This is a genomic window from Bradyrhizobium sp. CCGUVB1N3, from assembly GCF_024199925.1.
Classification (GTDB): domain Bacteria; phylum Pseudomonadota; class Alphaproteobacteria; order Rhizobiales; family Xanthobacteraceae; genus Bradyrhizobium.
The window spans coordinates 4092995-4115553 of the sequence record NZ_JANADR010000001.1 but is presented as its reverse complement, the minus strand read 5'-3'; the positions used below and the strand labels follow the sequence as shown (position 1 = coordinate 4115553).

At 64.5% G+C, this 22559-nt stretch carries 24 protein-coding genes; 14 read left to right on the top strand and 10 right to left on the bottom strand.

The features are described 5' to 3' along the window. Window positions 1-4 precede the first annotated feature (4 nt). Window positions 5-1198: an efflux RND transporter periplasmic adaptor subunit gene (locus NLM33_RS19690; protein WP_254097791.1), complete on the bottom strand. Its 1194-nt coding sequence runs from the start codon at window positions 1196-1198 to the stop codon at window positions 5-7. 240 nt (window positions 1199-1438) lie between these two features. On the opposite strand from NLM33_RS19690, the gene NLM33_RS19685 reads away from it, so the two are divergent. Beyond that, window positions 1439-2230, top strand: a complete 792-nt coding sequence (locus NLM33_RS19685) for a transporter substrate-binding domain-containing protein (RefSeq protein ID WP_254097789.1) — start codon at window positions 1439-1441, stop codon at window positions 2228-2230. A gap of 278 nt (window positions 2231-2508) precedes the next feature. Here NLM33_RS19685 and NLM33_RS19680 read toward each other — a convergent pair whose 3' ends face one another. Both NLM33_RS19680 and NLM33_RS19675 read right to left on the bottom strand, forming a co-directional pair. Next, a complete protein-coding gene (locus NLM33_RS19680; RefSeq protein WP_254097787.1) occupies window positions 2509-3651 on the bottom strand; it encodes an AraC family transcriptional regulator in 1143 nt (380 codons plus the stop codon). Window positions 3652-3782: 131 nt separating this feature from the next. Beyond that, window positions 3783-4313 (bottom strand): MarR family winged helix-turn-helix transcriptional regulator, encoded by a 531-nt coding sequence (locus NLM33_RS19675; protein WP_254097785.1) that lies wholly within the window; start codon window positions 4311-4313, stop codon window positions 3783-3785. An 83-nt stretch (window positions 4314-4396) separates the two neighbouring features. Here NLM33_RS19675 and NLM33_RS19670 point away from each other — a divergent pair, with 83 nt between their 5' ends. Genes NLM33_RS19670 through NLM33_RS19650 form a run of 5 tightly spaced genes read left to right on the top strand, consistent with a single transcriptional unit; the run spans window position 4397 to window position 7042 of the window. Next, window positions 4397-4723, top strand: a complete 327-nt coding sequence (locus NLM33_RS19670) for a hypothetical protein (RefSeq protein ID WP_254106207.1) — start codon at window positions 4397-4399, stop codon at window positions 4721-4723. Continuing rightward, window positions 4653-5357 (top strand): alpha/beta fold hydrolase, encoded by a 705-nt coding sequence (locus NLM33_RS19665; protein ID WP_371930124.1) that lies wholly within the window; start codon window positions 4653-4655, stop codon window positions 5355-5357. The genes NLM33_RS19670 and NLM33_RS19665 overlap by 71 nt, the downstream gene beginning before the upstream one ends. A 39-nt stretch (window positions 5358-5396) precedes the next feature. Next, window positions 5397-6611, top strand: coding sequence for an ABC transporter substrate-binding protein (locus tag NLM33_RS19660; RefSeq protein ID WP_254097783.1), 1215 nt, complete (start codon window positions 5397-5399; stop codon window positions 6609-6611). A 45-nt stretch (window positions 6612-6656) separates the two neighbouring features. Then, window positions 6657-6875, top strand: coding sequence for a hypothetical protein (locus NLM33_RS19655; RefSeq protein WP_254097781.1), 219 nt, complete (start codon window positions 6657-6659; stop codon window positions 6873-6875). After that, the gene (locus NLM33_RS19650) at window positions 6872-7042 is read left to right on the top strand and encodes a hypothetical protein (protein ID WP_254097779.1); all 171 of its coding nucleotides are present in this window, start codon (window positions 6872-6874) and stop codon (window positions 7040-7042) included. The genes NLM33_RS19655 and NLM33_RS19650 overlap by 4 nt, the downstream gene beginning before the upstream one ends. Window positions 7043-7082: 40 nt before the next feature. On the opposite strand, the gene NLM33_RS19645 is transcribed toward NLM33_RS19650, so the two are convergent. Together NLM33_RS19645 and NLM33_RS19640 are read right to left on the bottom strand one after the other, a co-directional pair. Beyond that, window positions 7083-8576, bottom strand: coding sequence for an NAD(P)/FAD-dependent oxidoreductase (locus NLM33_RS19645; RefSeq protein WP_254097777.1), 1494 nt, complete (start codon window positions 8574-8576; stop codon window positions 7083-7085). A gap of 107 nt (window positions 8577-8683) precedes the next feature. Next, the gene (locus NLM33_RS19640; protein ID WP_254097775.1) at window positions 8684-9133 is read right to left on the bottom strand and encodes a cupin domain-containing protein; all 450 of its coding nucleotides are present in this window, start codon (window positions 9131-9133) and stop codon (window positions 8684-8686) included. Between the two features lie 175 nt (window positions 9134-9308). On the opposite strand from NLM33_RS19640, the gene NLM33_RS19635 reads away from it, so the two are divergent. Then, window positions 9309-10334, top strand: a complete 1026-nt coding sequence (locus NLM33_RS19635) for an AraC family transcriptional regulator (RefSeq protein WP_254097773.1) — start codon at window positions 9309-9311, stop codon at window positions 10332-10334. Here the strand turns inward: NLM33_RS19635 and NLM33_RS19630 are convergent. Then, a complete protein-coding gene (locus tag NLM33_RS19630) occupies window positions 10315-10812 on the bottom strand; it encodes an NUDIX hydrolase (RefSeq protein ID WP_254097771.1) in 498 nt (165 codons plus the stop codon). The genes NLM33_RS19635 and NLM33_RS19630 overlap by 20 nt on opposite strands. A gap of 163 nt (window positions 10813-10975) precedes the next feature. On the opposite strand from NLM33_RS19630, the gene NLM33_RS19625 reads away from it, so the two are divergent. Continuing rightward, window positions 10976-12487 carry an ATP-binding protein gene (locus NLM33_RS19625; protein WP_254097769.1) on the top strand — a complete coding sequence of 504 codons (1512 nt, stop codon included), beginning with the start codon at window positions 10976-10978 and terminating at the stop codon, window positions 12485-12487. Window positions 12488-12511: 24 nt separating this feature from the next. Here NLM33_RS19625 and NLM33_RS19620 read toward each other — a convergent pair whose 3' ends face one another. From NLM33_RS19620 to NLM33_RS19610, 3 genes are all read right to left on the bottom strand, one after another. Then, window positions 12512-12682 carry a hypothetical protein gene (locus tag NLM33_RS19620; protein ID WP_254097767.1) on the bottom strand — a complete coding sequence of 57 codons (171 nt, stop codon included), beginning with the start codon at window positions 12680-12682 and terminating at the stop codon, window positions 12512-12514. 3 nt (window positions 12683-12685) lie between these two features. Beyond that, window positions 12686-14575, bottom strand: a complete 1890-nt coding sequence (locus NLM33_RS19615; protein WP_254097765.1) for an ATP-binding protein — start codon at window positions 14573-14575, stop codon at window positions 12686-12688. Between the two features lie 272 nt (window positions 14576-14847). Next, window positions 14848-16071, bottom strand: a complete 1224-nt coding sequence (locus tag NLM33_RS19610) for a polyhydroxyalkanoate depolymerase (protein ID WP_254097763.1) — start codon at window positions 16069-16071, stop codon at window positions 14848-14850. 174 nt (window positions 16072-16245) lie between these two features. Between NLM33_RS19610 and NLM33_RS19605 the strand changes: the two genes are divergently transcribed. Then, entirely contained in the window at window positions 16246-16902 is a 657-nt protein-coding gene (locus tag NLM33_RS19605; protein ID WP_254097761.1) for a glutathione S-transferase family protein, read from the top strand. A gap of 243 nt (window positions 16903-17145) precedes the next feature. On the opposite strand, the gene NLM33_RS19600 is transcribed toward NLM33_RS19605, so the two are convergent. Next, window positions 17146-17370, bottom strand: coding sequence for a hypothetical protein (locus NLM33_RS19600; RefSeq protein ID WP_254097759.1), 225 nt, complete (start codon window positions 17368-17370; stop codon window positions 17146-17148). A gap of 188 nt (window positions 17371-17558) precedes the next feature. Between NLM33_RS19600 and NLM33_RS19595 the strand changes: the two genes are divergently transcribed. The 5 genes from NLM33_RS19595 (at window position 17559) to NLM33_RS19575 (ending at window position 22429) form a co-directional block, all read left to right on the top strand. Then, window positions 17559-17918 carry a hypothetical protein gene (locus NLM33_RS19595; protein WP_254097757.1) on the top strand — a complete coding sequence of 120 codons (360 nt, stop codon included), beginning with the start codon at window positions 17559-17561 and terminating at the stop codon, window positions 17916-17918. A 209-nt stretch (window positions 17919-18127) separates the two neighbouring features. Continuing rightward, a complete protein-coding gene (locus tag NLM33_RS19590; RefSeq protein ID WP_254097755.1) occupies window positions 18128-18973 on the top strand; it encodes an AraC family transcriptional regulator in 846 nt (281 codons plus the stop codon). Between the two features lie 131 nt (window positions 18974-19104). Beyond that, complete coding sequence (locus NLM33_RS19585) at window positions 19105-20031, top strand: SMP-30/gluconolactonase/LRE family protein (RefSeq protein ID WP_254097753.1); 927 nt, start codon at window positions 19105-19107, stop codon at window positions 20029-20031. 140 nt (window positions 20032-20171) lie between these two features. Continuing rightward, window positions 20172-20765, top strand: coding sequence for a GNAT family N-acetyltransferase (locus tag NLM33_RS19580; RefSeq protein ID WP_254105838.1), 594 nt, complete (start codon window positions 20172-20174; stop codon window positions 20763-20765). 17 nt (window positions 20766-20782) lie between these two features. Further along, on the top strand, window positions 20783-22429 hold the full coding sequence (locus NLM33_RS19575; protein ID WP_254097751.1) for a GMC family oxidoreductase: 1647 nt from the start codon (window positions 20783-20785) through the stop codon (window positions 22427-22429). Window positions 22430-22559: the final 130 nt, after the last annotated feature.

Genomic DNA, 22559 nt, shown 5'->3' with positions numbered 1-22559 from the left:
GCTCCTACTTGGCCGATACCTGCGGCTGGTCGATCTTCGTCAGTTGCGGATCGATCTTCTGGCCCGGGATCACCCGCAACAGCCCTGCGATCACGATACGGTCGTCCGGCTTCAGGCCGCTTTCGATCACGCGCAGGCCGTTGTCCACCTGGCCGATCTGCACCTTGCGCTGCTCGACCGTGTTCTCGTTGTTGACCACCAGGAGATAACGGCCGCCCTGGTCGCTGCCGAGCGCGGTGTCGGGGACGAGGAGGGCGGCCTTGTCCTGGTCGAAGGGCACCCGGACGCGGACGAAATAGCCGGGCAGCAGCACGCGCTTGTCGTTGGGCACGAGGCCGCGCACCGCGAGCGTGCCGGTCGACGAATTGAGGGTGGGCGAGACATAATCGAGGTGGCCCTCATGCGGATAGCCGGTCTCGGTCTGCAGGCCGACCTCGACCGGCAACTGCTTGAGATCGGCGACGGTCATTCCGCGGCGCGCCGCTTCGGCGCGGATGCGCAGGACGTCCTGCTCGTTGACCGTGAAGTTCACCCATATCGGGTCCAGCGCGACGATGGTCGCGAGCTGCGTCGGGGAGGAGACGCCGACGAGCTCGCCGATGGAGACCAGGTGCGCGCTGACGATGCCGTCGAACGGCGCGGTGACCTTTGTGTAGCCGTAGTTTATCGCTGCGAGACGCGTATTGGCCTGAGCCTGCTGGAGACTGGCCTGGGCATTGTCGCGGGTGGACGTGGACGTATCCAGCGTCGACTGCGACACCGCCTGCCGCTGCACGAGCTCGGTCTGCCGCTTGAAATCGGCTTCCGCCTGCTTGACCGTGGCCTGCGCGCCGACTTCCGCCGCCTGCGCCTGCTCGAGCTTCAGCTTGTAGGTCTCGGGCTCGATCGTGAAGAGCTGGGTGCCTTCCTTGACGAAGGTGCCGTCCTGGTAGTCGATCGTTTGCAAGAAACCCTGCACGCGCGCCACGAGATCGACGCTCTTGATCGGCGCAGTGTTGCCGGTGGCCTCGACATAGCGCGTCACCGCGCGCTGCACGGGCACTGCGACATCCACCTTGGGCGGCGGCGGCGGCGCGTAGACATTCTTCTGCTCGCAGCCGGCAAGCGCAACGAACGCCGTCGCCGCGGCGAGGAGCCGCCCGATCTGTCCCGATCGTTGATCGTGCCGTGTGGGACAAGCGAGATTCGCGCGCGTCATTGCGGTGTTCCCCGTCTGTTGCATGCCTGCGGCAGGTCGCCTTGCGATTTGATAGCAACAAACGGGGAGCCGTGGAACACCATAGCCATGGCGGCGCGATGGTCTTGCACTGCGAAGAGCGGCGCGGCATGTGACAGTTTTGTCTGCAATTCTGACAAATCTACTTTTCACCGGGCGCATGATCGACCACAATTTCGATTGAGCGCGGATGACGGACGGGCGGACGGGGAGACTGATGACATGCCGATCTCGATCTGGCCGGCCTGCGCTGGCCTCGCGCTCGCCGCGATGATGGCGATGCCGGCGATGGCGGGGGATCTCAGGGCTGAAATTGCGCCGACCGGCAAATTGCGCATCGCCATCGCGATCAGCCCGGCCGGCGGTGCGTTCTGGTCGACCAGGACCGAAGCAGGCTTCGCCGGCGTGCCCGTCGACCTCGGCAAGGCGATGGCGGCCGAACTCGGCGTAGCAGTCGAATATGTGGTGCACGACAATTCCGGGCAGATCACCGACACGGCTGCGAAGGGAGACTGGGACGTCACGTTCCTGCCGAAAGATCCCGAGCGCGAGACCAGGATGGCGTTCGGGCCGACCTACGAGGTCGCCGACGCCACCTACATCGTCAAGCCAGGATCGGGCGTGACCAGTTTTGCGACGCTCGATCAGCCCGGTATCAAGGTCGCCGCCGTCAACGCCACGACCACGATGCGCGGCGCCCTCGCGCATCTGAAGAATGCGAAGGTCATGGGCTATCAGACCTATGACGAGATCTTCGAGCTCCTGAAGAATGGCGAGATCGACGCCTTCGCGCTGTCGCGCGACCAGCTCAACAAGATGGCGCAGAAGATTCCCGGCACGCGCGTGCTGGACGAGACCTTCAAGAAGACGGTCACTGCGGTCGCCGTGCCGCTCGGCCATTCGCAGGCGCTGGCGTTCGTCACCAGGTTCATGACCGATGCGCTCGCCAATGGCACCTTGCGCAAGGCCTATGACTCCAACGGCCTGAGGGACGCGCCGATCCGGACGGAATAGGGCGGCCTCCCGTCGAACGAGCGCGCCGAAGATCTCGGCCAAACACGCCGCCCAAAAAACACGCGAAATATCACACCAATGTCGACGTCAACGATCCGCCGTTCGACTGCCACCTCGGCGATACGCCGGCGATGACGGCGCAGGACGAAGCCGACATCATCGCCTTCCTCAAGACGCCGACGGACGACTATCAGCCGGAGCGCTGAGCCCCGCATCGAACGCGTCTTGGTGTAGTGCGGCTCGTCGCCGATCCTCTCTTGCCCCGATCCACAGTTCGGCTAGCCGAATCCCTGGCCGGACCGGGCGATATTGCGGTTCGCCTCGCTTTCCGCGCCCGCTACCTGTGCGTCACGCCTGAATTCAGTCGGCGTCATGCCGGTGGCTGCCTTGAAGGCGCGGTTGAAAGGCCCGATCGACTGGAAGCCGGCGTCCATGGCGATGGTCAGGATTGGGACATCGCGTTGGCTCTGATCAGACAGCGCCGCTTTGGCATCGTCGATCCGATAGCTGTTGAGGAAGGCGTTGAAGTTGCGATAGCCCAGCCCCTCGTTGATCGCCTCGCGGAGCCGATATTCCGGCAGATCGAGCATGGCCGCCAGCCGGCCGATCGAGAGCCCTTCCTGCCGGTAGACCCGCTCGACGGTCATCAGATTGTCGAGACGACGCAGCAGGGCCGGGTCGATTGGTGCGCGATCACCGCCGTCCGAGGTCACGGCTGCGGCTTCGCTGGCCGCATCGGGAGGTGCGATCGCCACGGTCGCGTCGCGCGCAGCCGCGGTGATCTGGGCATTGAAGAGGCCGAAGCCCCCGAGCATTGCCAGCATGAACAAGCCGGCCGCTGTGGCAAGGCTGCCGGATATGCCGACGCCGGTGACGGGCGGAGGCGGCAGGCCTGAGGCGGCGATGAGGACGACGAAGATGAGATTGATGACGAGTGCCGCGGTACGCAACCGGCGCCGCCGGGCGACCAGGTCGGCACGCCAGGTCCTCACCATATGGACAGCGGCGGACAGCATCAGCAGGACGACGACGGCGGCCAGCACATCAGCGCCGCGGTGCGCGAAGGCCGGATAGCTCGTCCAGGTGAGGCTGACCACAAAGCTGAAACCGACGATGACAAGCCACATTGCGCCATGCCAGGGCAGGGGGACGAAATCGTCCTCGAACGTGATCCTTGCCCACAGCCAGATCACGACAGGTTGCCCGGACAGGATCGACAGCGTCCACCAGAGCGAGGATTTCGGGATGAACGGTGCGGTCGCGATTGCGAAGGCCGCGCCACCGGTCGACATCGCAAGGCCGAGCCACACATGCTTGTTGAAGGGCCGCAGACGCAGCAGCACGAGCATCATCAAGAAGAACACGCCGCTCGCCGCGCCGCGAAGCCCGAGATCAAGTGCGGTGAAGCCCACCGTCGTCACAATTCAGATTATCCCCGTTCGGTGCTCCAATCTCGCATCAGCCGTAGGCCGGGACAATCCAAAATTGCGGACGGCGGCCGGGCTTTCCCCGCCGCCAAGCAAATCCAAACCGCGCGCTTCGGGTCATCCGGTCACAATTCGTCGAGGGCCGACCAGTGCGGCACGTTTTCTGCGAGCTTGTCCAGCAGGCTCTCGAACTGCTTGCGCTCGGAAGGGGACAGGCACGAGAGCATCGCGCGCTCGCGCTTGCGCAGGGCGGGGATGTATTTTGCGTAGAGGGCGCGGCCGGCCGGGGTCAAATAGAGCTGCTGGCGGCGGTTGTCGGTCGTGTCGATGTCGCGGCGGATCAGCTTCTTCTTCTCCAGAAGGATGATTCCGCGGCTGATATTGGCCTTGAGATGGCCGGAGAATTCGCAGATGTCGCTGGCGGTTACGCCCTCGCGATAATTCAGGAAGATGAGCGTGACGATCTCGGGGCGGGTGATGCCGAGGTCCATCTCGATCTTCCGAAACGAAGGCTCCCGGTAGAAGTTCAGGACGTAGCCCATCTTGTAGGCGATCCTGATCTCGGTGCCGCCGAGCACGGACGCCATGCCGCTCGCGCCTTGTCCGGGCTGGTTGCGCGCCGCCGCACTGTTTCGGCTTTTCGCAGATAGTCTCATATGTGACTTTCTCATTGCTTTCTGGCTCGCTATCACCTTAACATCGCGGCAGAGACGACAAGAATCGGAGGATCGCGTTAGCTGTGGACGATCGAGGGCATATTCCGCCATCGCGACGGAGGCACGCAGCGGGGTCGATCGAGGAGGGCGCGCCGTGCTTCTATTCGGGCACCGAGGCGCATCCGATCTTCGTCGACCATGTGCGGCCGCCGCACGGGCTGCCGGACAAGATCCCGGTCGTCATGGCGCACGGCGCGGCGCATACCGGGACGTGCTACCTTGCAACGCCGGATCGGCGGCCCGGCTGGGGCACCGCGATTCGCGGCCGCGGGCCGGCATGTGTTCGTGCCGGATTGGCCCGGCCATGGCCGCTCGCCGCAGGGAGCGGATTTCCCGAGACTTGGCACTGAAGATATCGCGAGATCGCTGCTCGTCTTGCTCGAGGAAATTGGTCCCGCGGTGCTGCTCGTGCATTCGGCGAGCGGTCCGATGGCCTGGTGGATGACGGAACACCGCCCCGATCTCATCGGCGCGATCGTCGGCATTGCGCCCGGACCGCCTGCTAATCTGCTGCGGGATTTGCCCGACGATCCAGCCGCGATCCTGGCGCTCCGCGACGATGCACGGGTCGGGCGGCCGGTCTATGCGATGGAGGATCGGCCGGTGCGGCTCAACGCCGAGTTTGCTGCCGCCTACTGGGCCAACACGCAGCGTTTCCCGTCAAACGCCTTCAACGACTACTTCGCCTCCATCGTGCCGGAAAGCGCACGCCTTTTGAACGAACGTTTTAACATCGGCGGACGTGGGCTCAAAATATCTGATCCGGCGAAGCTCCGCGCCCATCGCATTCTGATCGTCACGGGCGAATGCGATCCTCGTCATCCCCGTGAGGTCGACGACGCGACCGCAAATTATTTCGGCGCTGAACATCTGTGGCTGCCGGATCGCGGCATCACCGGCAACGGTCACATGATGATGCTCGAGGACAACAGCGATGAGCTGGCTGCTGTGATCCTTGCCTGGCTCGATGCGATCGGCTGCTGACGCGACGACAACAAACACAAGATAGGGAGGAGACCAAAGATGAGTCCAGCTCTGCTCGGCGGCGCGCTGATAGCCCTGATGCTTCCGATCGCCGCGCAAGCCCAGATCAGCGGCGACGTCGTCAAGATCGGCGTCCTGACCGATATGGCTGGTGTCACCGCCGACATCACCGGAAAAGGCTCGCTGGTCGCAGCCGAGATGGCGGTTCGCGAAATCGGCGGCACCGTGCTCGGCAAGCCGGTCCAGGTCATTGCCGCGGATCACCAGCACAAGGCTGATGTCGGCACCGGGATCGCCCGGCAATGGTTCGACGTCGAAGGTGTCGATGCGATCGTCGACGTACCGAATTCCGGCGTCGCACTTGCGATCCAGGGCCTTGCCCGCGAAAAGAAGCGGATCGTCCTCTATTCCGGCGCGGGCACGACCGCGCTGACCAACGAGCAATGCTCGCCGTTCGGCGTACACTGGACCTACGACACCTATGGTGTCTCGCACGGCACGGCGTCAGCGGTGGTCAAGGCCGGCGGCACCTCCTGGTTCTTCCTGTCCGCCGACTATGCCTTCGGCCAGCAGCTTCAGAAGGACGCGAGCGACGTGATTGCCGCTGCCGGCGGCAAGGTGCTGGGCAGTGTTCGTCACCCGCTCAACAGCGCGGACTTCTCCTCGTTCCTGCTGACGGCACAATCCTCCGGCGCCAAGGTCATCGGGCTCGCCAATGCCGGCAACGATACCATCAATGCGATGAAGCAGGCGAACGAGTACGGGATCGTGAATGGCGGCCAGAATCTTGCGGCCATGATCCTGTTCCTTCAGGACGTGCACACGCTGGGTCTCGAGGCGGCGCAGGGGACGTACCTGACCACCGCATCCTATTGGGATTTGAACGATGCGACCCGCGCCTGGTCGAAGCAGTTCATGGAGAAAACGGGCATGCCGCCATCGATGTTGCATGCCGGGGTCTATGGAGCGGTGCGCCACTATCTGAAGGCCGTCGCCAAGGCGGGCACCGACGACGCCGATCGGGTCGCTGTTGCCATGCGCGAGATCCCGATCGATGACGTCTTCTCGGAGAATGCGACCCTTCGTGAGGACGGCCGCGTCACCCGGACCATGTATCTCGCCCGCGTGAAGAAGCCTTCGGAGTCCAAATATCCCTGGGACTATTTCGAGATCGCGCGGAAAATTCGGCCGGAAGAGACGGTGTGGCCGCTCTCGGAAAGCAGATGCCCCCTCGTGAAGGGGGCAAGCCGCTAGGGTGTTTGCGCCAGCGTGGACTCGTCGACCTGGAGGCGGATGTAAGTGCCGAGCACCACCAGCATGTGGCTCAGCACGAAGGGCACGTGCTGGACCCATTGCGCAAAGTTCTGCGGGGCGCTCGATCCCGAGAAGTTCGAGGATAATCCGGATTGGAAGAAGGCCCATCGCGCCTTCCACGCGACGTTGATCGGGCTATGCGGCTCGCGTCCGCTGCTCGGCTTCCGCGAGCAACTCGCCGACGGCTCCATCACTACCGCATGATGTCGATCGCAAAGGCCTATCCGGTGCGGAAAGTCGGCGCCGAGCACGCGCAGATCCTTCAGGCGGTGCTCGACCGGATAACGGATGAAGCCGTGGCACTGCTCCAGCAGCACTACCAGCGCACGGCGGACGTCATCTACTCCGATCTCGAGACGGTACTGGACTGAGGTCGCTAAGCATGTGCCGACCCCAATGGAGGCGCCGCCCTCACGCCGCCGCGCGGTAATCCGGCGCCGACGCGAGATACCGCGCATAAGCATCCGCGTCCGGCGGCAGGAAGCGCTCCGCGAGGCCGCCCCGCTTCTGCTCCTTCGCGCCGATATCGGCGATCAGCTCGTCGAAATGGCGATAGTGATAGGGCGCCACACAGAGGCCGCCATAGACCCCGGCCGCCGGGCGCTCGACGCGCTTGAAGTGCAGCATCATCTCGATGTTGTCGCGCATCTGTTGCGCGGTCGGCTGGTTCGCGAGCTGACCGTCGGCGTAGCGCACCAGCCAGTTGGCGGCGAGGTCGGCGCAGAGCATAGTGCAGAACGACGAGTTGAAGCCGACAAAACCCATGTCCGGCAGATCAGGATTGGCGATCAGGCGATAGAGCCGGTACTGGCCGTCGGCGTCGACCAGTTTTGACTGATAGGCCGCAGGCAGGAACGGTACGCCGAGCTTGTAGCCGATCGCGAGCACGGCGACGTCGGCCTGAACACGCTCGCCGCCGCTCATCACGATGGTGTTGCCCTCGTAGTGATCGAAGGTGCCGAACACGGCCTTGATGCGGCCGTCGGCGACCATCGGGTAGAAGCCCGGCGTTGCGATCGGCACCGAGCAGTTGACGCCGTCCTCGATCCGCTCCTTCGGCACCATCTTGCATTGCTTGAGCTTGAGCTGCGCCTTGAGCAGGCTCTCCAGCCCGCGCCAGTTCGCCCACACCAGGGGTGCCGTGACGCGATGCGCAAAGCGCGCCAGTGCGCTCGCGCCCCAGCCGGGAAACATCTGCTCCTGGGCGCGGATGTAGAGGATACGCTTGAAGTTGACGAGCCCGCCGATGAAATAGGGGATGCGCCACACTGGCTCGCGAAACACGATGGTAACCTCGCGCGCGCCCGCTTTCACCGCGTTCACCGCGATGTCGGTCGCCGATTTCGAGCCGCCGAGCACCACGACGCGACGGCCTTTGGCGATCGAAGGGTCGTTGTATTTGGAGGAATGCAGGATCTGGCCGCCCTGCGCCTTGAAAGTCTCTTCACCGGGACAGCCCAGCTCGCGCGGCTCGTTGAACTGACCGGTGCAGACCGCAACGAAATCGAAATCCTCCTTCGTCGTCGCTCCGGCATTGTCCGACAGCGCGAGCGTCCAGCCGGGCTTGCCGTCGGCGCGTCGCTCCATGTTCTCGACCTTGGTGTTGAGGCGGAGCATGCGGTTGAGAGCAAAACTCTGCGCATAGTCGTTGAGATAGGCGTGCACCTGCGGTCCCGTCGGCCATTCCGGATAGGCCTCCGGCATCGCGCGGTCCGTGTAGCGATAGAGATCCTTTGGACTTTGCGTCTGCACCTCCGGATAGGAGCGTGCCGGCTCCCAGACGCCGCCGAGGTCGGCGCTGCGCTCGACGATGGTGACCTTGTGACCGCGGGTGGAGAAGGCTTTTGCGGCGGCGAGGCCGGAGAGGCCGGCGCCGATCACGCAGACATGCTTGGGGGTGACCATGGGTTTGCTCGCAGTTGGTGATGTTTTGGGCGCAGCAGGTCCCTTCGGCCGCGAAGCGCGGCCGCTGGACTTGGGACGGGACTGAAGTGAACGAGGAGGCGTGTCGCCTAGTCGTTGGCCTCGGGCGGCAGAAAGTCCACCTCGTGCTGCGCCGAGATGCGCACGACCTCGGCGGGGTCGGCCAAATTGTGCAGCATGTTGAACAGCGCTTCCAGCTTCTGCATCGGCGAGACCCAGAACATCGCGCGCGCCGGCTTGTCGGACTTGTTGAAATAGCCGTGCGGGATGCCGCGCGGCATGCGCACGAGATCGCCGGCCTTTGCCTTCGTCCAGACCCCGTCGAGCTTGAGGTCGAGTACGCCTTCCTGCACCAGGATGAACTCGTCCTGGGTCGGGTGGACGTGCACCGGCACGAACTGGCCGGGCTCGCTGTTGGTCTCGAACGCGAACGTTGAGTCGCAGATGGCTTTGGGGAAATAGAGCTGCCCCAAGATGTTCCAGCTCTTGCCGCCAAAACCCGTGCCGCTTGCAGTAATGCCTTTTTCGAGTGCAGTCATGGCTCCCTCCATCAAAAGACCGGCGGGAAGGAGCATCCGCCCGGGGCGAGGGGGCTGTCTATCCGCTAAACGAATCTGCTGCCCTGCAGCACGACGTTTTTGCGATGCGGCTCTTTTCGAACCTGCGGAACTATTATAGGCTTAAAATAATTCGTGGCACCGAGCGTGATCGACGATGTCCGCAGCCGAGCTGGAAATGGGCGCGTCCCGGTCCGGGGCCGAAAGGCTCGCGGCCTTCGCTCGCGTCGCGACCGCCGAGGTCGACGAGGCGGCCGACCAGATCGGACGGATCTTCTGCCCGCATCAACTTAAGCCGCTTCAGGCGAGGGCGCCCGGCTTCTACGCCCGGCACAATTGCGCGGCCTTTGACGGCTTTTCCAGCAACTACGTCGCCTATGGCGGCTCGGTCACGATCGATCCCGGGTGCCTCGAGCGCTTCTTCCTGGTGCAGATTCCGCTGAAGGGATTTTCCCGGATCAGAGCCGGCGCCCGCGAACTGGAGACCTCTCCCACTTCAACCGCCTCGCTGCTGTCGCCGACGATGCCGACCCGGATGGTGTGGGAGGATTGCGCGCAGCTCATTCTGTTGCTCGACCGCCGCCTGGTCGAGCAGCGTGCGGCCGCGCTGTCGGGGCGTGCTGCCGGCACGGTCGAGTTCGATCCGGCGATCGATCTCAATGCGGAGGCCGCGCGTAGCCTCTGGGCGAGGCTCGATGAGCTGATGACGCTGGCCGAACGCCTGGGACCGGCCGGCCGACTGTCCGCGGTCGCCATCGCCGACTGGCGCGAGACGCTGCTCGACTGTCTCCTCAATGGCCAGCAACACGGCCTGTCCGACGCCATCCGCACCTTCTCAGGGCAGGCCGAACGGCTGCCGCGCGCGCTCCGTGCCGCGCGCGATTGCCTCGCGGCGAGGGCGACCGAGCCGCTCGACCTCGCGGACCTCGCTTGTGCCTCCGGCATCGGCATCCGCGCGCTTCAGCTCGGCTTTCGCCGGCATTTCGGCCTGTCGATTTCCGAGATGCTGCTCGACATGCGCCTTGCCGCGCTCCACGCGCGTCTGTCGCAGGGCGCGCCGGACTGCTCGATCACCGATATCGCCTTCGATCTCGGCTTCACGCATTTGAGCCGCATGGCCGGGGCCTATCGAGAAAAATTCGGCGAGACGCCCTCGGCCACGCTCAGGCGCCGGCTGAGCTGACGCGGCACTCCACGGGACCGCAGCTCTTGCGTCCCAGCAATAGGTCCTTCAGACCAGTCGGATACAGCTTGGGGCCGTCGTCAAGGTCGAGAGCCGCCAGGTCAAACCAGCGCGCGACGCTTGGCGCCCCACTATCTTCCCGGAAATCGATGCTGTCTTGATCTTCAAATGCATTGTCGAGAAATTCGACCTCGCTGATGAACATCACTTCGTGGCCTGCTGCACCCTCGTGAACATAAATGTTCTCCATCACCAGAGGGGCGCCCTTTACATCGATATCTATGCCAAGTTCCTCATTGAACTCTCGGGCGAGCGCGGTTCGCCAAGGTTCACCGAAGTTAACCCCGCCACCGAGTGGACGCACGCCCTTGAGTCGGCCCGAGTCATCGCGGACTTCGGCAGCTAGCAAGCGTCCTGCGCGCCAGTGCAGGCCAATGGCCACAACTCGAACGATGGATTGCGGCCGCCATTTGGTCATGGAGCATCGTTAATCGGCTTCTGCGCCGTAAGCAACGGGCCGCCAGCAGCGATGGAGGCCGGCGATGTTCGCTGACGGCAGTGGCTTATTCTTGGTTCCGCTCGACGTCTCCCCATCAGCTTGATAAGCCCCTCCTCCGCGAAGGAAGGGCTTGAGTCGGGACATGACCGTTGCGATCGAGATGGGGCAGACGACGGCCGGCGCCCCGGCGACTCTGGACCTCGAGGAACTGCTGGCGACTCGCCTCCTGGTGCAGGGCAATTCGGGCTCCGGCAAGTCCCATCTCTTGCGCCGGCTCCTGGAGCAGAGCGCGCCCTGGGTGCAGCAGGCGATTCTCGATCCCGAAGGCGACTTCGTCACGTTGGCGGAGCAATTCGGACACCTCGTGATCCAGGCGGAGGATCACACCGAGCGGGGCCTTCAGGTCGCCGGCGAGCGCGCGCGCATCCACCGTGTCTCCACCGTGCTCAATCTCGAGGGACTGGACGCGGAGAATCAGATGCGCCGTGCGGCAGCCTTCCTCGGCGGGATGTTCGAGGTCGAGCGCGACCACTGGTACCCGATGCTTGTGGTGGTGGACGAGGCGCAGTTGTTCGCGCCGGCGGTTGCAGGCGAAGTGTCCGACGAGGCGCGAAAGCTCTCGCTCGGCGCCATGACCAATCTGATGTGCCGCGGCCGCAAGCGCGGGCTCGCCGGGGTGATCGCAACGCAGCGGCTGGCAAAGCTCGCCAAGAATGTCGCTGCCGAAGCCTCCAATTTCCTCATGGGCCGCACTTTCCTCGACATCGACATGGCGCGCGCCGCCGATCTGCTGGGGATGGAGCGGCGACAGGCCGACGCGTTCCGGGACCTAGAGCGCGGACAGTTCATGGCGCTCGGCCCGGCGCTCTCGCGCCGTCCGCTCGGCTTGCGCATCGGCGCGACCGAGACGAAGCCGCGCAACGCGACTCCGCGGCTGCTGCCGCTGCCGGAAGCGACGCTTGAGGACGCCCGCGCCATCATCCTCGCCGCCCCGCCGCCGGAGGCGAACAGGCCGCAGCGCCGGCCGGCGCCGGACCTGCTCGGCCAGCTCATGGCGGCAAAGTCGGCGGCGCCGGAGATTCGCCCTGAACCGGTGGAGCAGCAGCCGAGCGCCGAGGAGCTGGCGGAACGGCGCGAGCGCCTGGACCGCATCCTGCGCGCCATTCTGGCCGAGCCCGATGCCGGCTTCCGCGCGATCGGCGTGCTTTATCAGGAGTTCGTCGTCCGCTGTCGCATCGAAGGTCTCGGTTCGGCCGCGCCGGACCTCAGCGAATTCCGCCGCATGTTGACGCGCGCCCGCGCCGGCCTTGCGACCGATATCGCGGAGGACGACGCGTGGCAGGACGTTTCGCTGCGTGCCTCGATCTTGCCGGAGGACATGCAGGGCGTCTTCATGATGATCGCCCGCGCGGCGAAGGAAGGTTGGCCATGCCCGGGCGATGCCGCGATCGCACGCGCCTACGGCTCGCACTCGCTGCGTCGCGCGCAGCGTCTTCTCACCTATATCGAGGAGCAGGGTCTGATCGTCTGCCAGCTCGACGGCGCCGGACGGAGAATCGTAACGCTGGTCGAGCTCGCCTGGGCGACGGCGCCGGGTGACCCCAACGCCGACGAACTGCCCGCCGAGCAGGATTGCAGCAGCGCGTCGCTGTGATGCGATGATCTGAGCGGCCCGTTGTTAAGGCTTGCCCGTATCCGACGTCCATTGCGTGTGACAGCCGCGGCGGCCGTTGCCTTCGCAGACGAAATGGCAGGCCTCATCCATTGCGCAGTCGAGATAGAACCACACGAAATACGACGCGATTACGATGAAGGCGACCCACAGCGTGGCCTTGGTCTGTCGATCCATATCTCAGTCCCGTGTGCGGTCGCGTTTCGTGTCCCCGTCGGAGGACTGCTCGCGCAGGAAACGATCGCGCTCCGCCTCGACGGAATAGGGCGTGGGGATCGGATCGCCGACGGAATCCACGGCCGTATCGAGGCAGCGGCGCAGCATGCGCGCCAACTCTGCCTTGCGGTAGGGTTTTGTCAGAAGCGGCGCGCCTTGCCCCGCACGCGCCTGCGCGTAGAGCGAGTCATGGGCGTAGCCTGAGGTGAAGAGGACGCGCAGGGACGGCCGCGAGGCTACCATCTGTTCGGCGAGCTGCTGTCCGTTCATGCCGCCGGCCATCACGATGTCGGTGAACAGCAGGTCGAATTGCGCACCTTCGGCTGCGATCGCGAGCGCCTCGGCAGCATCGGCGGCGGCAATCACCTTGTAGCCCAGGCTTGCAAGCTGGACCGTGACGTAGTTGCGCACGTCGCGGTCGTCCTCGACGCAGAGGATGGTCTCGTGTCCGCCCGGCACCTTGTGCGCGTCCTCGCCCGCCGGGCGCCGCGCGCGCGTGTCGGCCTTGGGGAGGTAGATTTTGAACGTGGTGCCGCGACCTTCCTCGGAAGCGACCTTGATGCTGCCGCCGGACTGCTTGGCGAAGCCGAACACCATGCTGAGCCCGAGCCCCGTTCCCTTGCCGACCTCCTTGGTCGAGAAGAACGGATCGAAGATCCGGTCGAGGATGGATTGCGGAATGCCGGTGCCGGTATCGGTGACCTCGATCTCGACATAGTCGCCGGCATAGCCGACGCCGATCGTTACGGCTTCGCGAACGCCGAGTACGACGTTGCGCGTTCTCAGCGTGAGCTTGCCTCCCGCAGGCATCGCGTCGCGGGCATTGATCGCGAGGTTGAGCAGCGCCGAGCTGAGCTGTCCACGGTCGACCAGCGCAGGCCAGACCGCACGATCGAGACTGGTCATGATCTCGATCTGCTTGTCGAACGTCGCGCGCAAGAGTCGGGTGGCTTCTTCGAGCAGCTCGTTGACGTCGATCTCGGTCGGTTGCAGCGCCTGTTTCCTTGCGAAGGAGAGCAGGCTCGAGGTCAGCGCCGCGCCGCGGTCGGCCGCCTCGCTGATCAGCTTGGTGATGGTCGAAAGATGCGGGCTGTCGTTCACGGCCTCGGCGAGGATCTCGATCGTTCCCGTGATGACGGTGAGCATGTTGTTGAACTCGTGCGCGATACCACCGGTGAGCTGGCCGACCGCCTCCATCTTCTGGGCCTGGATGAGCTGCTCCTCGGCGACGCGCTTCTGGGTGACGTCCCTTGCAAAGGTATTGACCATGGTGCGGTCGCGGAGACGCAAGCCCGTGCTCGACGCCTCGATCAGGATCTCGTCGCCGCTCTTGTGGACCATGACCGCTTCGAAGCGCATGCCAATGGGGGTTTCCGACAATTCGCTCAGGCGTCGCTTCATGCGCTGCCGGAAGGCGGCGCGGAGCGGCCCCGGCACCACCAGCTCGACGACGTCGGCGCCGACCGCCTCGGTTCGCGTCCATCCCGACAGCGCCTCGGCCTGGGGGCTCCAGGCGACGACGACACCGTCTTCATCGGTCTGCACGAAGGCGTCGAGCGCCGTCCGGATCACCGCCTGCGTTTGCCGCGCGCTGTCGGCAAGCGCCCGTCGTGTCTCCGCCTGATCCGCATGCAACGCTGCGGCGCGCTTGGTCTGCGATCTCTCGATCACGCGCGCGCAACCGAGCGCGAGCAGCAGGGCAACAAGGCCGCTTGCAAGCAGGGCGAGCAGTTGCGTCGTGCCGAACGCGCGCTGGCTGTCCGCGCCGATCATGACGTAGGACGCAAACACGGCGGCGGCAGTCACCGCGGCCTGCGCGACCATCGCGAGGATCAGAAGCCCCCTGAGTCTCATGCTCTCATACCCAAGACTTCAGCCGCAAAAGCGGACGGCCGCCGGGCCGCTCTCCTGACGTGCTCGCGGGCCAAAATGAGCGACAGACTCCGCTTCCGGCCGTCGCCGGTCAATTTTCGACCAGGTCAAGCGGTGGACTTTCCCCAGAAAGGAACATTCCCGTCGGGACTGTAGCGCAGATGCAGCGCAACGTAATCCGGGGACGGCACGGCCGACGCCGACGACCCGGACTGCGTTTCGCGCCGTCCGGGTTGGAGAGGGGCGCAACCGGTTCAGGAGTTGACGTGCACGAAATCCCGCAACAGCGGATAGATCTCGTTATTCCAGCGCTTGCCCGAAAACACGCCGTAATGGCCGACTCCGGCCTGCATGTGATGGACGCGGCGGTACGCGCGCACGCCGGTGCAGAGATCTTGCGCCGCGAGCGTCTGGCCGATCGAGCAGATGTCGTCCTTCTCGCCCTCGACCGTCATCAGGCCTATGCGGCTGACCGCCTTCGGGTTCACCGGGCGCCCGCGATAGGTCATCTTGCCGAGCGGCAGGAGATGCTCCTGGAAGACGTCGCGCACAGTCTCGATGTAGAACTCTGCCGGCAGGTCCATCACCGCGAAATATTCGTCGTAGAAGGTCTTGATGGTCGCCGCCTTCTCCTTCTCGCCCTTGGCGATGTGATTGGCGAGGTCGAGATGCTGCTTGATGTGGCGCTCGAGATTCATCGAGACGAAGGCGGTGAGCTGCACGAAGCCCGGATAGACTTTGCGGAACGCGCCGCGGCACTGCACCGGCACGTAGTTGATCAGATTGCGCTCGAACCAGGTGATCGGCTTGCTCTTGGCGAACTCGTTCACCTTGGTCGGCTGCACCCGCGTGTCGATCGGGCCGGCCATCAGCGTCAGCGTCGCTGGCCGCGACGGATGATTGTCCTCGCACATGATCGCGGCGGCCGCGAGGGCGGACACCGAGGGCTGGCAGATCGCGACCATATGCGGGCGCGGTCCGAGCTGAGCAAGGAAGTCGATGAGGTGCTCGGTGTAGTCGTCGAGGCCAAAGCGGCCTTCGCTGCGCGGGATGTCGCGCGGATTGTGCCAGTCGGTGATGTAGACGTCGTGGTCTTGCAGCAGCGTCTGCACGGTGCCGCGCAGGAGGGTTGAGAAATGCCCGGACATCGGTGCCACCAGCAGCATGCGCGGTTGCTCGGGGCCATCGTCCTTTTTGAAATGCAGCAGTGAACCGAAGGGCGTGGCGTAGGCGATCTCCTCCCGGACGCCGACCTCGCGATTTCCCACCATCACGCTGTCGATGCCATAGGCCGGGCGGTCATAGGTGATGGTGGAGCGCGAGATCAGCTCCAGCGCAGCCGACAAGCGGCCGACCACGGCACCCGACATCCCCTGCGGCACCAGGTTGAGGTATTTCAGGGCAGACGAAGCCCCGGCCCGCCATGGCTCGGTCAGATCCATGTGGTTCTGAAAGGCCTGATAATACATCGACATCATTACTGAAACGCCCACCCTGACCCCAGGGCACCATGCAATATCGACGCCAGATTCGAGTCAATTCGCCCTGAGAACTGGCATGTCGCTTGCTGTGGAATACGGGGAAGCACGAACTTTGGGCACCGCGCATAACGGGCGGCGGCGTCAGGAATTCAGGCGCGAGGGAAGGGCCATATGGCGAAAGCGACACTGACCATCAGCAGCAAGAACTACTCGTCGTGGTCGCTGCGTGGCTGGCTTTTGACAAAGTTCTCGGGGCTCGATTTCGAGGAGATCGTGACCGCGCCGGACGACCCGTCCGCGCGCGCCGAGATCCTGCTGCTGTCCTCCTCGATCCTGGTGCCGTGCCTGCGGCACGAGGGCGCCACCATCTGGGATACGCTGGCGATCGGCGAGTATCTCAACGAGATCATGCCGGCCGCTGGGCTGTTGCCGGCCGACCGCATCCAGCGCGCCCATTGCCGCTCAATCTGCGGCGAAATCCATTCCGGCTTCACCACGCTGCGCGCCTCACTGCCCGTGAACCTGAAGGGCCATTTTCCCGGCTTCAAGATCTGGTCGCGCGCGCAGGCCGACATCGACCGCGTCTGGATCATCTGGCGCGACTGCCTGGAAAAATCCGGCGGTCCATTCCTGTTCGGCGAGAAGCGCACCATGGCGGATGCGATGTACGCGCCTGTCGTGACGCGTTTTGTAACCTATGACGTCAAGCTCGAGCCGCGGCTCAAGGCCTATGCCGATACCATCATGGGCATGGGCGAGATGCAGGAATGGATCGCGGCCGCCAAGGCGGAGCCGGCGGAGATCGAGGAGCTCGAGGTCGAATATTAGGCAGCCTTTCGGGTCGGCTGCCCGTTCGCAGGGCGCGATTAACCTTTGCCGCCGGCCGCGGGGCTCTGCCCGCGCGCGTCTCTGCTTGATGTGGTACATCGACGCTGCGCCGCGCCGACATCTAGTGGTGAACAGGCCGACAACGGAGCCCGGCGGCTGATTCGGACGCGATTCGTTCGGTCCGCGTTCCAAATCTTAAAGAACGGCCGGGCCCCGTCGCATTTTGAGACAGGTCGTCCGCCTCTACGCTACGCCCGCCTGCTTCACGCGCGGCAGGCGCCAGCCGATCACCGTCGCCTCTACGGCGATGCCGGCCTCATGATTCTGCCAGCGCCCCCCGACATAGCGGCAGGCAAAGGGCAGGGTATAGGTTCCACTATGGTCTTCGCAAAGCACTTCGACCGGCATGCCAGGCGGTGGTTCTCCCTCGCCGTTGAATTCGGCCAGACGTCTTTCGCGCGTTGCCATTCGCAATGATCTCCCCTCAAAAAAGGATACGGGTCGAGCCGCCCCACTCTCCGCATCCGTCGTTAGTCCTCCCACCCGGAGGAACCGCCCAAGCTCAACGCGAGAATGCGGTGCCAGTATGGTATCGTCATGGGCGTGCGCGCCGTCAGCGCAATTTGCCGTGATCGACGTTCTCATGAGGAACCTGCATGCCGGGCCGGAATGCTTCGCTATGTGTCGCGATTTTGCTGCTCGTGACGATGTCAACGGGACGCATCCGCGCGCAGGATGTTCCCGGCATCGAGATCTGCACGGTCGAGAAGACCTGGGAGCGGCGGACGAGCTGCCTGCAAAGCAATGTCGACTTTCTCCAGAAGACGATGACCAAGCTCACCCTCGATCATCAGCAGAAGATCGACGCCGCCAACCGGCAGATCGACGCGTTGAAAGCGACGGTGGCGGGCTTGCAGAAGACGCTCAGTGATCTCCAGGCCGCGCAGACGAAAACGGCCGAGGATCTGAAGAAGAAGCAGGACGCGCCAGCGGCGAAGGAAACGAAGGACAAGTAGGGTGGGCAGAGGCGCTCTTGCGCCGTGCCCACCACTTCTGCGTATGGCAACGGAAATGGTGGGCACGCTTCCGCCTTCGCTCTTCGAGCTACGGCGGACAAGTCGCTTTGCCCCTTCCGAAACCGCATGTGTGCGACAGCAATCCTGATCAAGCGCGGCGTCTGCAATTCGTGCACCATCGCCACGCTTCGAATGAGGGCCGTAAGTTCATGAACCCAGCCCAGCGCGCACTCTGGTTCATCGAAAGCCATCTCGCCGAGCCGATGACGCTCGACCAGATCGCCGAGATCGGCGGCGTGTCGCGCTTCCACATGGTGCGCGCGTTTGCGGCAGCGACCGGATTTCCGGTGATGCGCTACGTGCGGGCGCGGCGGCTCACGGAAGCCGCGCGTAACCTGGCGCGCGGCGCGCCGGACATTTTGTCACTCGCGCTGGAAGCGGACTATGGCTCCCACGAAGCCTTCACCCGCGCGTTCCGCGACCATTTTGGCGTGACACCCGAGGCGGTCAGGGCGGCAACGTGCACGAGCCAACTCAAGCTTCAGGAGCCGATCCTCATGGACGCCACACTGCTCGACAATCTCGCACCGCCCCGCTTCGAAACCGCCAAGGCCTTCCTCGTCGCAGGCCTCGGTGAGCGCATCTCCTGCGACAATGGCGCCGTCATCCCTGGCCTCTGGCACCGCTTCCACCAGGAGGTCGCCGACATTCCCGCGTGCGTCGGCCAAGGGAAATATCAAGTCGCCTATGGCGTCTGCTGCAACGGCGATGACGCCGGCAATTTCGACTACATCGCCGGCGTCGAAGTCTCCGACTTCTCCGACCTGCCGCGGCGCTTTGGTCGCATCCGCATTCCCGAGCAGCGCTATGCGGTCTTCACCCACGCCGACCACGTCGCCTCGATCCGCCGCACCGTCAACACGATCTGGAATCAGTGGCTGCCGGCCTCAAACCTGAAGGCCGCGGACGCACCGAACTTCGAACGCTATGACGAGAAGTTCGATCCCAAGACCGGCAATGGCGGCTTCGAGATCTGGGTGCCGGTGAAGGAATAGGGCGGCGCAACGCTGGCATACCCGGCCGCTTGCTTGGCAAGCGGGAGCGACTTTGCCATAACCGCAGGCAAATCTTGCGTGCGGGGCCGACATCTCCCGTGCAAGCCATAACAAGCCGCCGGGAGGCCAAAATGTCCGACGTCCGCGTTCTCGCCACCGACCTCGAGTTTCCGGAAGGGCCGGTGGTGATGCCGGACGGCTCGGTCGTGCTGGTGGAGATCCGCGGGGCACGGCTCACGCGCGTTTATCCCGACGGGCGGAAAGAGATCGTCGCAAAAATTCCCGGCGGGCCGAACGGCGCTGCGCTCGGCCCCGACGGCAAGATCTACATCTGCAACAACGGCGGCTTCTCCTGGATCCCGGCTGGCAAGATGATCATGCCTGGGCCGCAGCCCGATGATTATCTCGGCGGCGCGATCCAGCGCGTCGACTTGCAATCGGGCAAGGTTGAGACCGTCGTGACCAAATGCGGCGAGCATGATTTGCGCGGTCCCAACGATCTCGTCTTCGACCGGCATGGCGGCCTGTGGTTCTCCGACCTCGGAAAGCGTCGTGCGCGCGACATGGATGTCGGCGGGATGTACTATCTCAAGCCCGGCATGAGCGACATCGTCGAGGTCGTGCACGGCGTGCTGCCGGCGAACGGCATCGGGCTGTCGCCGGACGAGAACACCGTCTACATCGCGGAAACGCCGACCGCGCGGCTCTGGGCTTATGAGCTCTCCGCACCCGGCACGCTCAAGCCGCGTGAGGTGATCTATCGCGGCGAGCGCGGCAACCCGATCGCGGGGCTTGGCGGCTACCAGATGTTCGACTCGCTTGCGGTCGAGGCCAACGGCAATGTCTGTGTCGCAACGCTGGTTTCCGGCTGCATCTCGGTGATCGCGCCGGATGGCAAGCTGGTCGAGCAGGTCCCGACCGGCGACCGCGTCACCACCAACATCGCCTTCGGCGGCCCTGAGCTCAAGACCGCCTACATCACGCTGTCGGGCAGGGGTGAACTGATCGCCATGGACTGGCCGCGCGGCGGTTTGCCGTTGAATTTTTTGAATAAGTGACAATCGCGTAAAACGCGATTGTCATCCCGGGGCTATGCGGAGCATAGAACCCGGGATCTCGAGATTCTCAGGTGCGCAAGTGCGCACCATAGTCCGGCTCTTCGAGCCGCCCCGGAATGACAATCATGAGGAACGATAGAATGCCCTGGCCTGATCCCATCACCCTGCGCGGCGAGCATGCGCGGCTCGAGCCGTTGTCGCAGCAGCATCGCGACGCCCTGGTGGAGGCCGTCAAGGACGGCGAGCTTGACAAGCTTTGGTACACCGCGATCCCCAGACCTGAGAACATGGCGAAGGAGATCGATCGCCGCCTTGGCTTGCAGACTGCGGGTTCCATGCTGCCTTTCACGGTGTTCGACGCCGACGGCAAGATCGTCGGCCAGACCACCTACATGAACATCGATGCGAGCAACCGCCGCGTCGAGATCGGATCGACCTGGTACGCCAAGAGCGCGCAGCGCAGTCCCCTCAACACGCAGTGCAAGCTGCTGCTGCTGACCCATGCCTTCGAGCAGCTCAACTGCATCGCGGTCGAGTTCCGCACGCATTTTTTCAATCACCAGAGCCGGCGCGCCATCGAGCGGCTTGGCGCCAAGCAGGACGGCATTTTGCGCAGCCACCAGGTCGCGCCGAACGGCGCGCTGCGCGACACCGTCGTCTACAGCATCACCGCCGCCGAATGGCCGACGGTGAAGGCGCATTTGACCTATCAACTCAACGACAAGCCGCGTTGAGGGGAGCTTGAGGCAAGATGGACAGATTTGACTATGTGATCGTTGGCGCCGGCTCGGCCGGCTGCGTGCTCGCCAATCGGCTCAGCGAGGATCCGAACACCAGCATCTGCGTGCTCGAGGCAGGTCCGAGCGACTGGCATCCCTACATCCATCTGCCGGCGGGTTTCATCAAGACCTTCCACATGAAGAGCATCAACTGGGCTTACCAGCAGGAGCCGGGACCCTGGACCGGCGGCCGCAGCATCTACGCTCCGCGTGGCAAGACGCTCGGCGGCTCGTCCTCGATCAACGGGCACATCTACAACCGCGGCCAGAACCTCGACTTCGACACCTGGGCGCAGATGGGCAATCGCGGCTGGAGCTATGCCGACGTGCTGCCCTACTTCAAGCGGCTGGAGAAGCGGGTCGGTGAAGGCGAGGATCTCTATCGCGGCCGCGACGGCAGCCTCACCGTCACCACCATGGAATGGCGCGATCCGCTCTGCGAGGCCTTCATGGAAGGCGCTGTGTCGCTCGGCATTCCCCGCAATCCCGACTACAACGGCAAGACGCAGGAAGGCGTGTCCTACTGCCAGCGCACCATCGACAACGGCCTGCGCGTCTCCGGCTCGACCGCGTTCCTCAAGCCCGCGATGAAGCGGCCGAACGTGCATGTGCATACCCACGCGCACGCCACCGAAATCATCTTCGAGGGCAAGCGCGCGGTCGGCGTGCGCTACATCAAGGGCGGCCGCGGCGGCACGCCGATCGAAGTGCGCGCCAACAAGGAAGTGATCCTCGCCGGCGGCACCTATAATTCGCCGCAGCTCCTCCAGCTCTCCGGCGTCGGCTCGCCCGATCTGCTGCAATCGCACGGCATCGCGGTGCGCCACGCGCTCCCGGTCGGCGAAGGCTTGCAGGACCATTACGCGCCGCGCACGGTGGCGCGCGTCAAGGACATCAAGACCATCAACGAGCTCCGCCGCGGCTGGCGTCTCTGGGTCGAGGCGCTGAAATGGGCGACGGCGCGCCGCGGCTTGCTGTCGCTGTCGCCGACCATGGTCTATTGCTTCTGGTATTCGGGCGAGAGTCCGGATCGCTCGGACCTCCAGCTCACCTTCACGCCGGCGAGTTACAAGGAAGGCGTGCAGGGCCAGCTCGAGGACGAGCCCGGCATGACGGTCGCCTCCTGGCAGCAGCGCCCGGAAAGCCGCGGCTATGTCCGCATCCGCTCGAGCGATCCCTTTGCCCCGCCGATCATCCAGACCAACTATCTCGACGCCGAGCTCGACCGCCGCGTCATCGTCGGCGGCATGAAGCTCGCGCGGCGCCTGCTCAAGTCCGTGCCGCTGTCGCCCTATTACGCCTACGAGGATTTCCCGGGGCCGAACATCAACACGGATGACGAATTCCTCGCGGCAGCAACCGAGCGCGGCACCACCACCTTCCACCCCGGCTGCACCTGCCGCATGGGCCCGGCCGAGTCCACCTGGGCCGTGGTCGACGATCAGCTCCGCGTCCACGGTCTCCAAGGCCTGCGCGTCGTCGACGCCTCCGTGATGCCACGCATGATCTCGGCGAACCTCAACGCCTCGACGATGATGATTGCGGACCGCGCCTCGGATTTGATCCGCGGCAAGCAGCCGATGGAAGCGGCGAACGTGCCGGAAACGGCGGTGGCGTGAGGAGTAGGGTAGGTAAGCGACTTGTCCGCCGTCGCTCGAAGAGCGAAGGCGGAAGCGTAACCCACCTCTTTGCTTTCCACCTGCTAAGAAGCGGTGGGTTACGCTGACGCTAACCCACCCTACGGCTTCT

Bases quoted from the DNA above. Each gene is read 5' to 3' on its own strand.
- NLM33_RS19690 (WP_254097791.1), bottom strand. From the start codon at position 1,198: ATGACGCGCGCGAATCTCGCTTGTCCCACACGGCACGATCAACGATCG.
- NLM33_RS19585 (WP_254097753.1), top strand. From the start codon at position 19,105: ATGTCCGACGTCCGCGTTCTCGCCACCGACCTCGAGTTTCCGGAAGGG.
- NLM33_RS19610 (WP_254097763.1), bottom strand. From the start codon at position 16,071: ATGATGTCGATGTATTATCAGGCCTTTCAGAACCACATGGATCTGACC.
- NLM33_RS19615 (WP_254097765.1), bottom strand. From the start codon at position 14,575: ATGAGACTCAGGGGGCTTCTGATCCTCGCGATGGTCGCGCAGGCCGCG.
- NLM33_RS19685 (WP_254097789.1), top strand. From the start codon at position 1,439: ATGCCGATCTCGATCTGGCCGGCCTGCGCTGGCCTCGCGCTCGCCGCG.
- NLM33_RS19675 (WP_254097785.1), bottom strand. From the start codon at position 4,313: ATGAGACTATCTGCGAAAAGCCGAAACAGTGCGGCGGCGCGCAACCAG.
- NLM33_RS19620 (WP_254097767.1), bottom strand. From the start codon at position 12,682: ATGGATCGACAGACCAAGGCCACGCTGTGGGTCGCCTTCATCGTAATC.
- NLM33_RS19635 (WP_254097773.1), top strand. From the start codon at position 9,309: ATGTCCGCAGCCGAGCTGGAAATGGGCGCGTCCCGGTCCGGGGCCGAA.
- NLM33_RS19600 (WP_254097759.1), bottom strand. From the start codon at position 17,370: ATGGCAACGCGCGAAAGACGTCTGGCCGAATTCAACGGCGAGGGAGAA.
- NLM33_RS19575 (WP_254097751.1), top strand. From the start codon at position 20,783: ATGGACAGATTTGACTATGTGATCGTTGGCGCCGGCTCGGCCGGCTGC.
- NLM33_RS19590 (WP_254097755.1), top strand. From the start codon at position 18,128: ATGAACCCAGCCCAGCGCGCACTCTGGTTCATCGAAAGCCATCTCGCC.
- NLM33_RS19625 (WP_254097769.1), top strand. From the start codon at position 10,976: ATGACCGTTGCGATCGAGATGGGGCAGACGACGGCCGGCGCCCCGGCG.
- NLM33_RS19605 (WP_254097761.1), top strand. From the start codon at position 16,246: ATGGCGAAAGCGACACTGACCATCAGCAGCAAGAACTACTCGTCGTGG.
- NLM33_RS19595 (WP_254097757.1), top strand. From the start codon at position 17,559: ATGCCGGGCCGGAATGCTTCGCTATGTGTCGCGATTTTGCTGCTCGTG.
- NLM33_RS19650 (WP_254097779.1), top strand. From the start codon at position 6,872: ATGATGTCGATCGCAAAGGCCTATCCGGTGCGGAAAGTCGGCGCCGAG.
- NLM33_RS19630 (WP_254097771.1), bottom strand. From the start codon at position 10,812: ATGACCAAATGGCGGCCGCAATCCATCGTTCGAGTTGTGGCCATTGGC.
- NLM33_RS19645 (WP_254097777.1), bottom strand. From the start codon at position 8,576: ATGGTCACCCCCAAGCATGTCTGCGTGATCGGCGCCGGCCTCTCCGGC.
- NLM33_RS19580 (WP_254105838.1), top strand. From the start codon at position 20,172: ATGCCCTGGCCTGATCCCATCACCCTGCGCGGCGAGCATGCGCGGCTC.
- NLM33_RS19640 (WP_254097775.1), bottom strand. From the start codon at position 9,133: ATGACTGCACTCGAAAAAGGCATTACTGCAAGCGGCACGGGTTTTGGC.
- NLM33_RS19660 (WP_254097783.1), top strand. From the start codon at position 5,397: ATGAGTCCAGCTCTGCTCGGCGGCGCGCTGATAGCCCTGATGCTTCCG.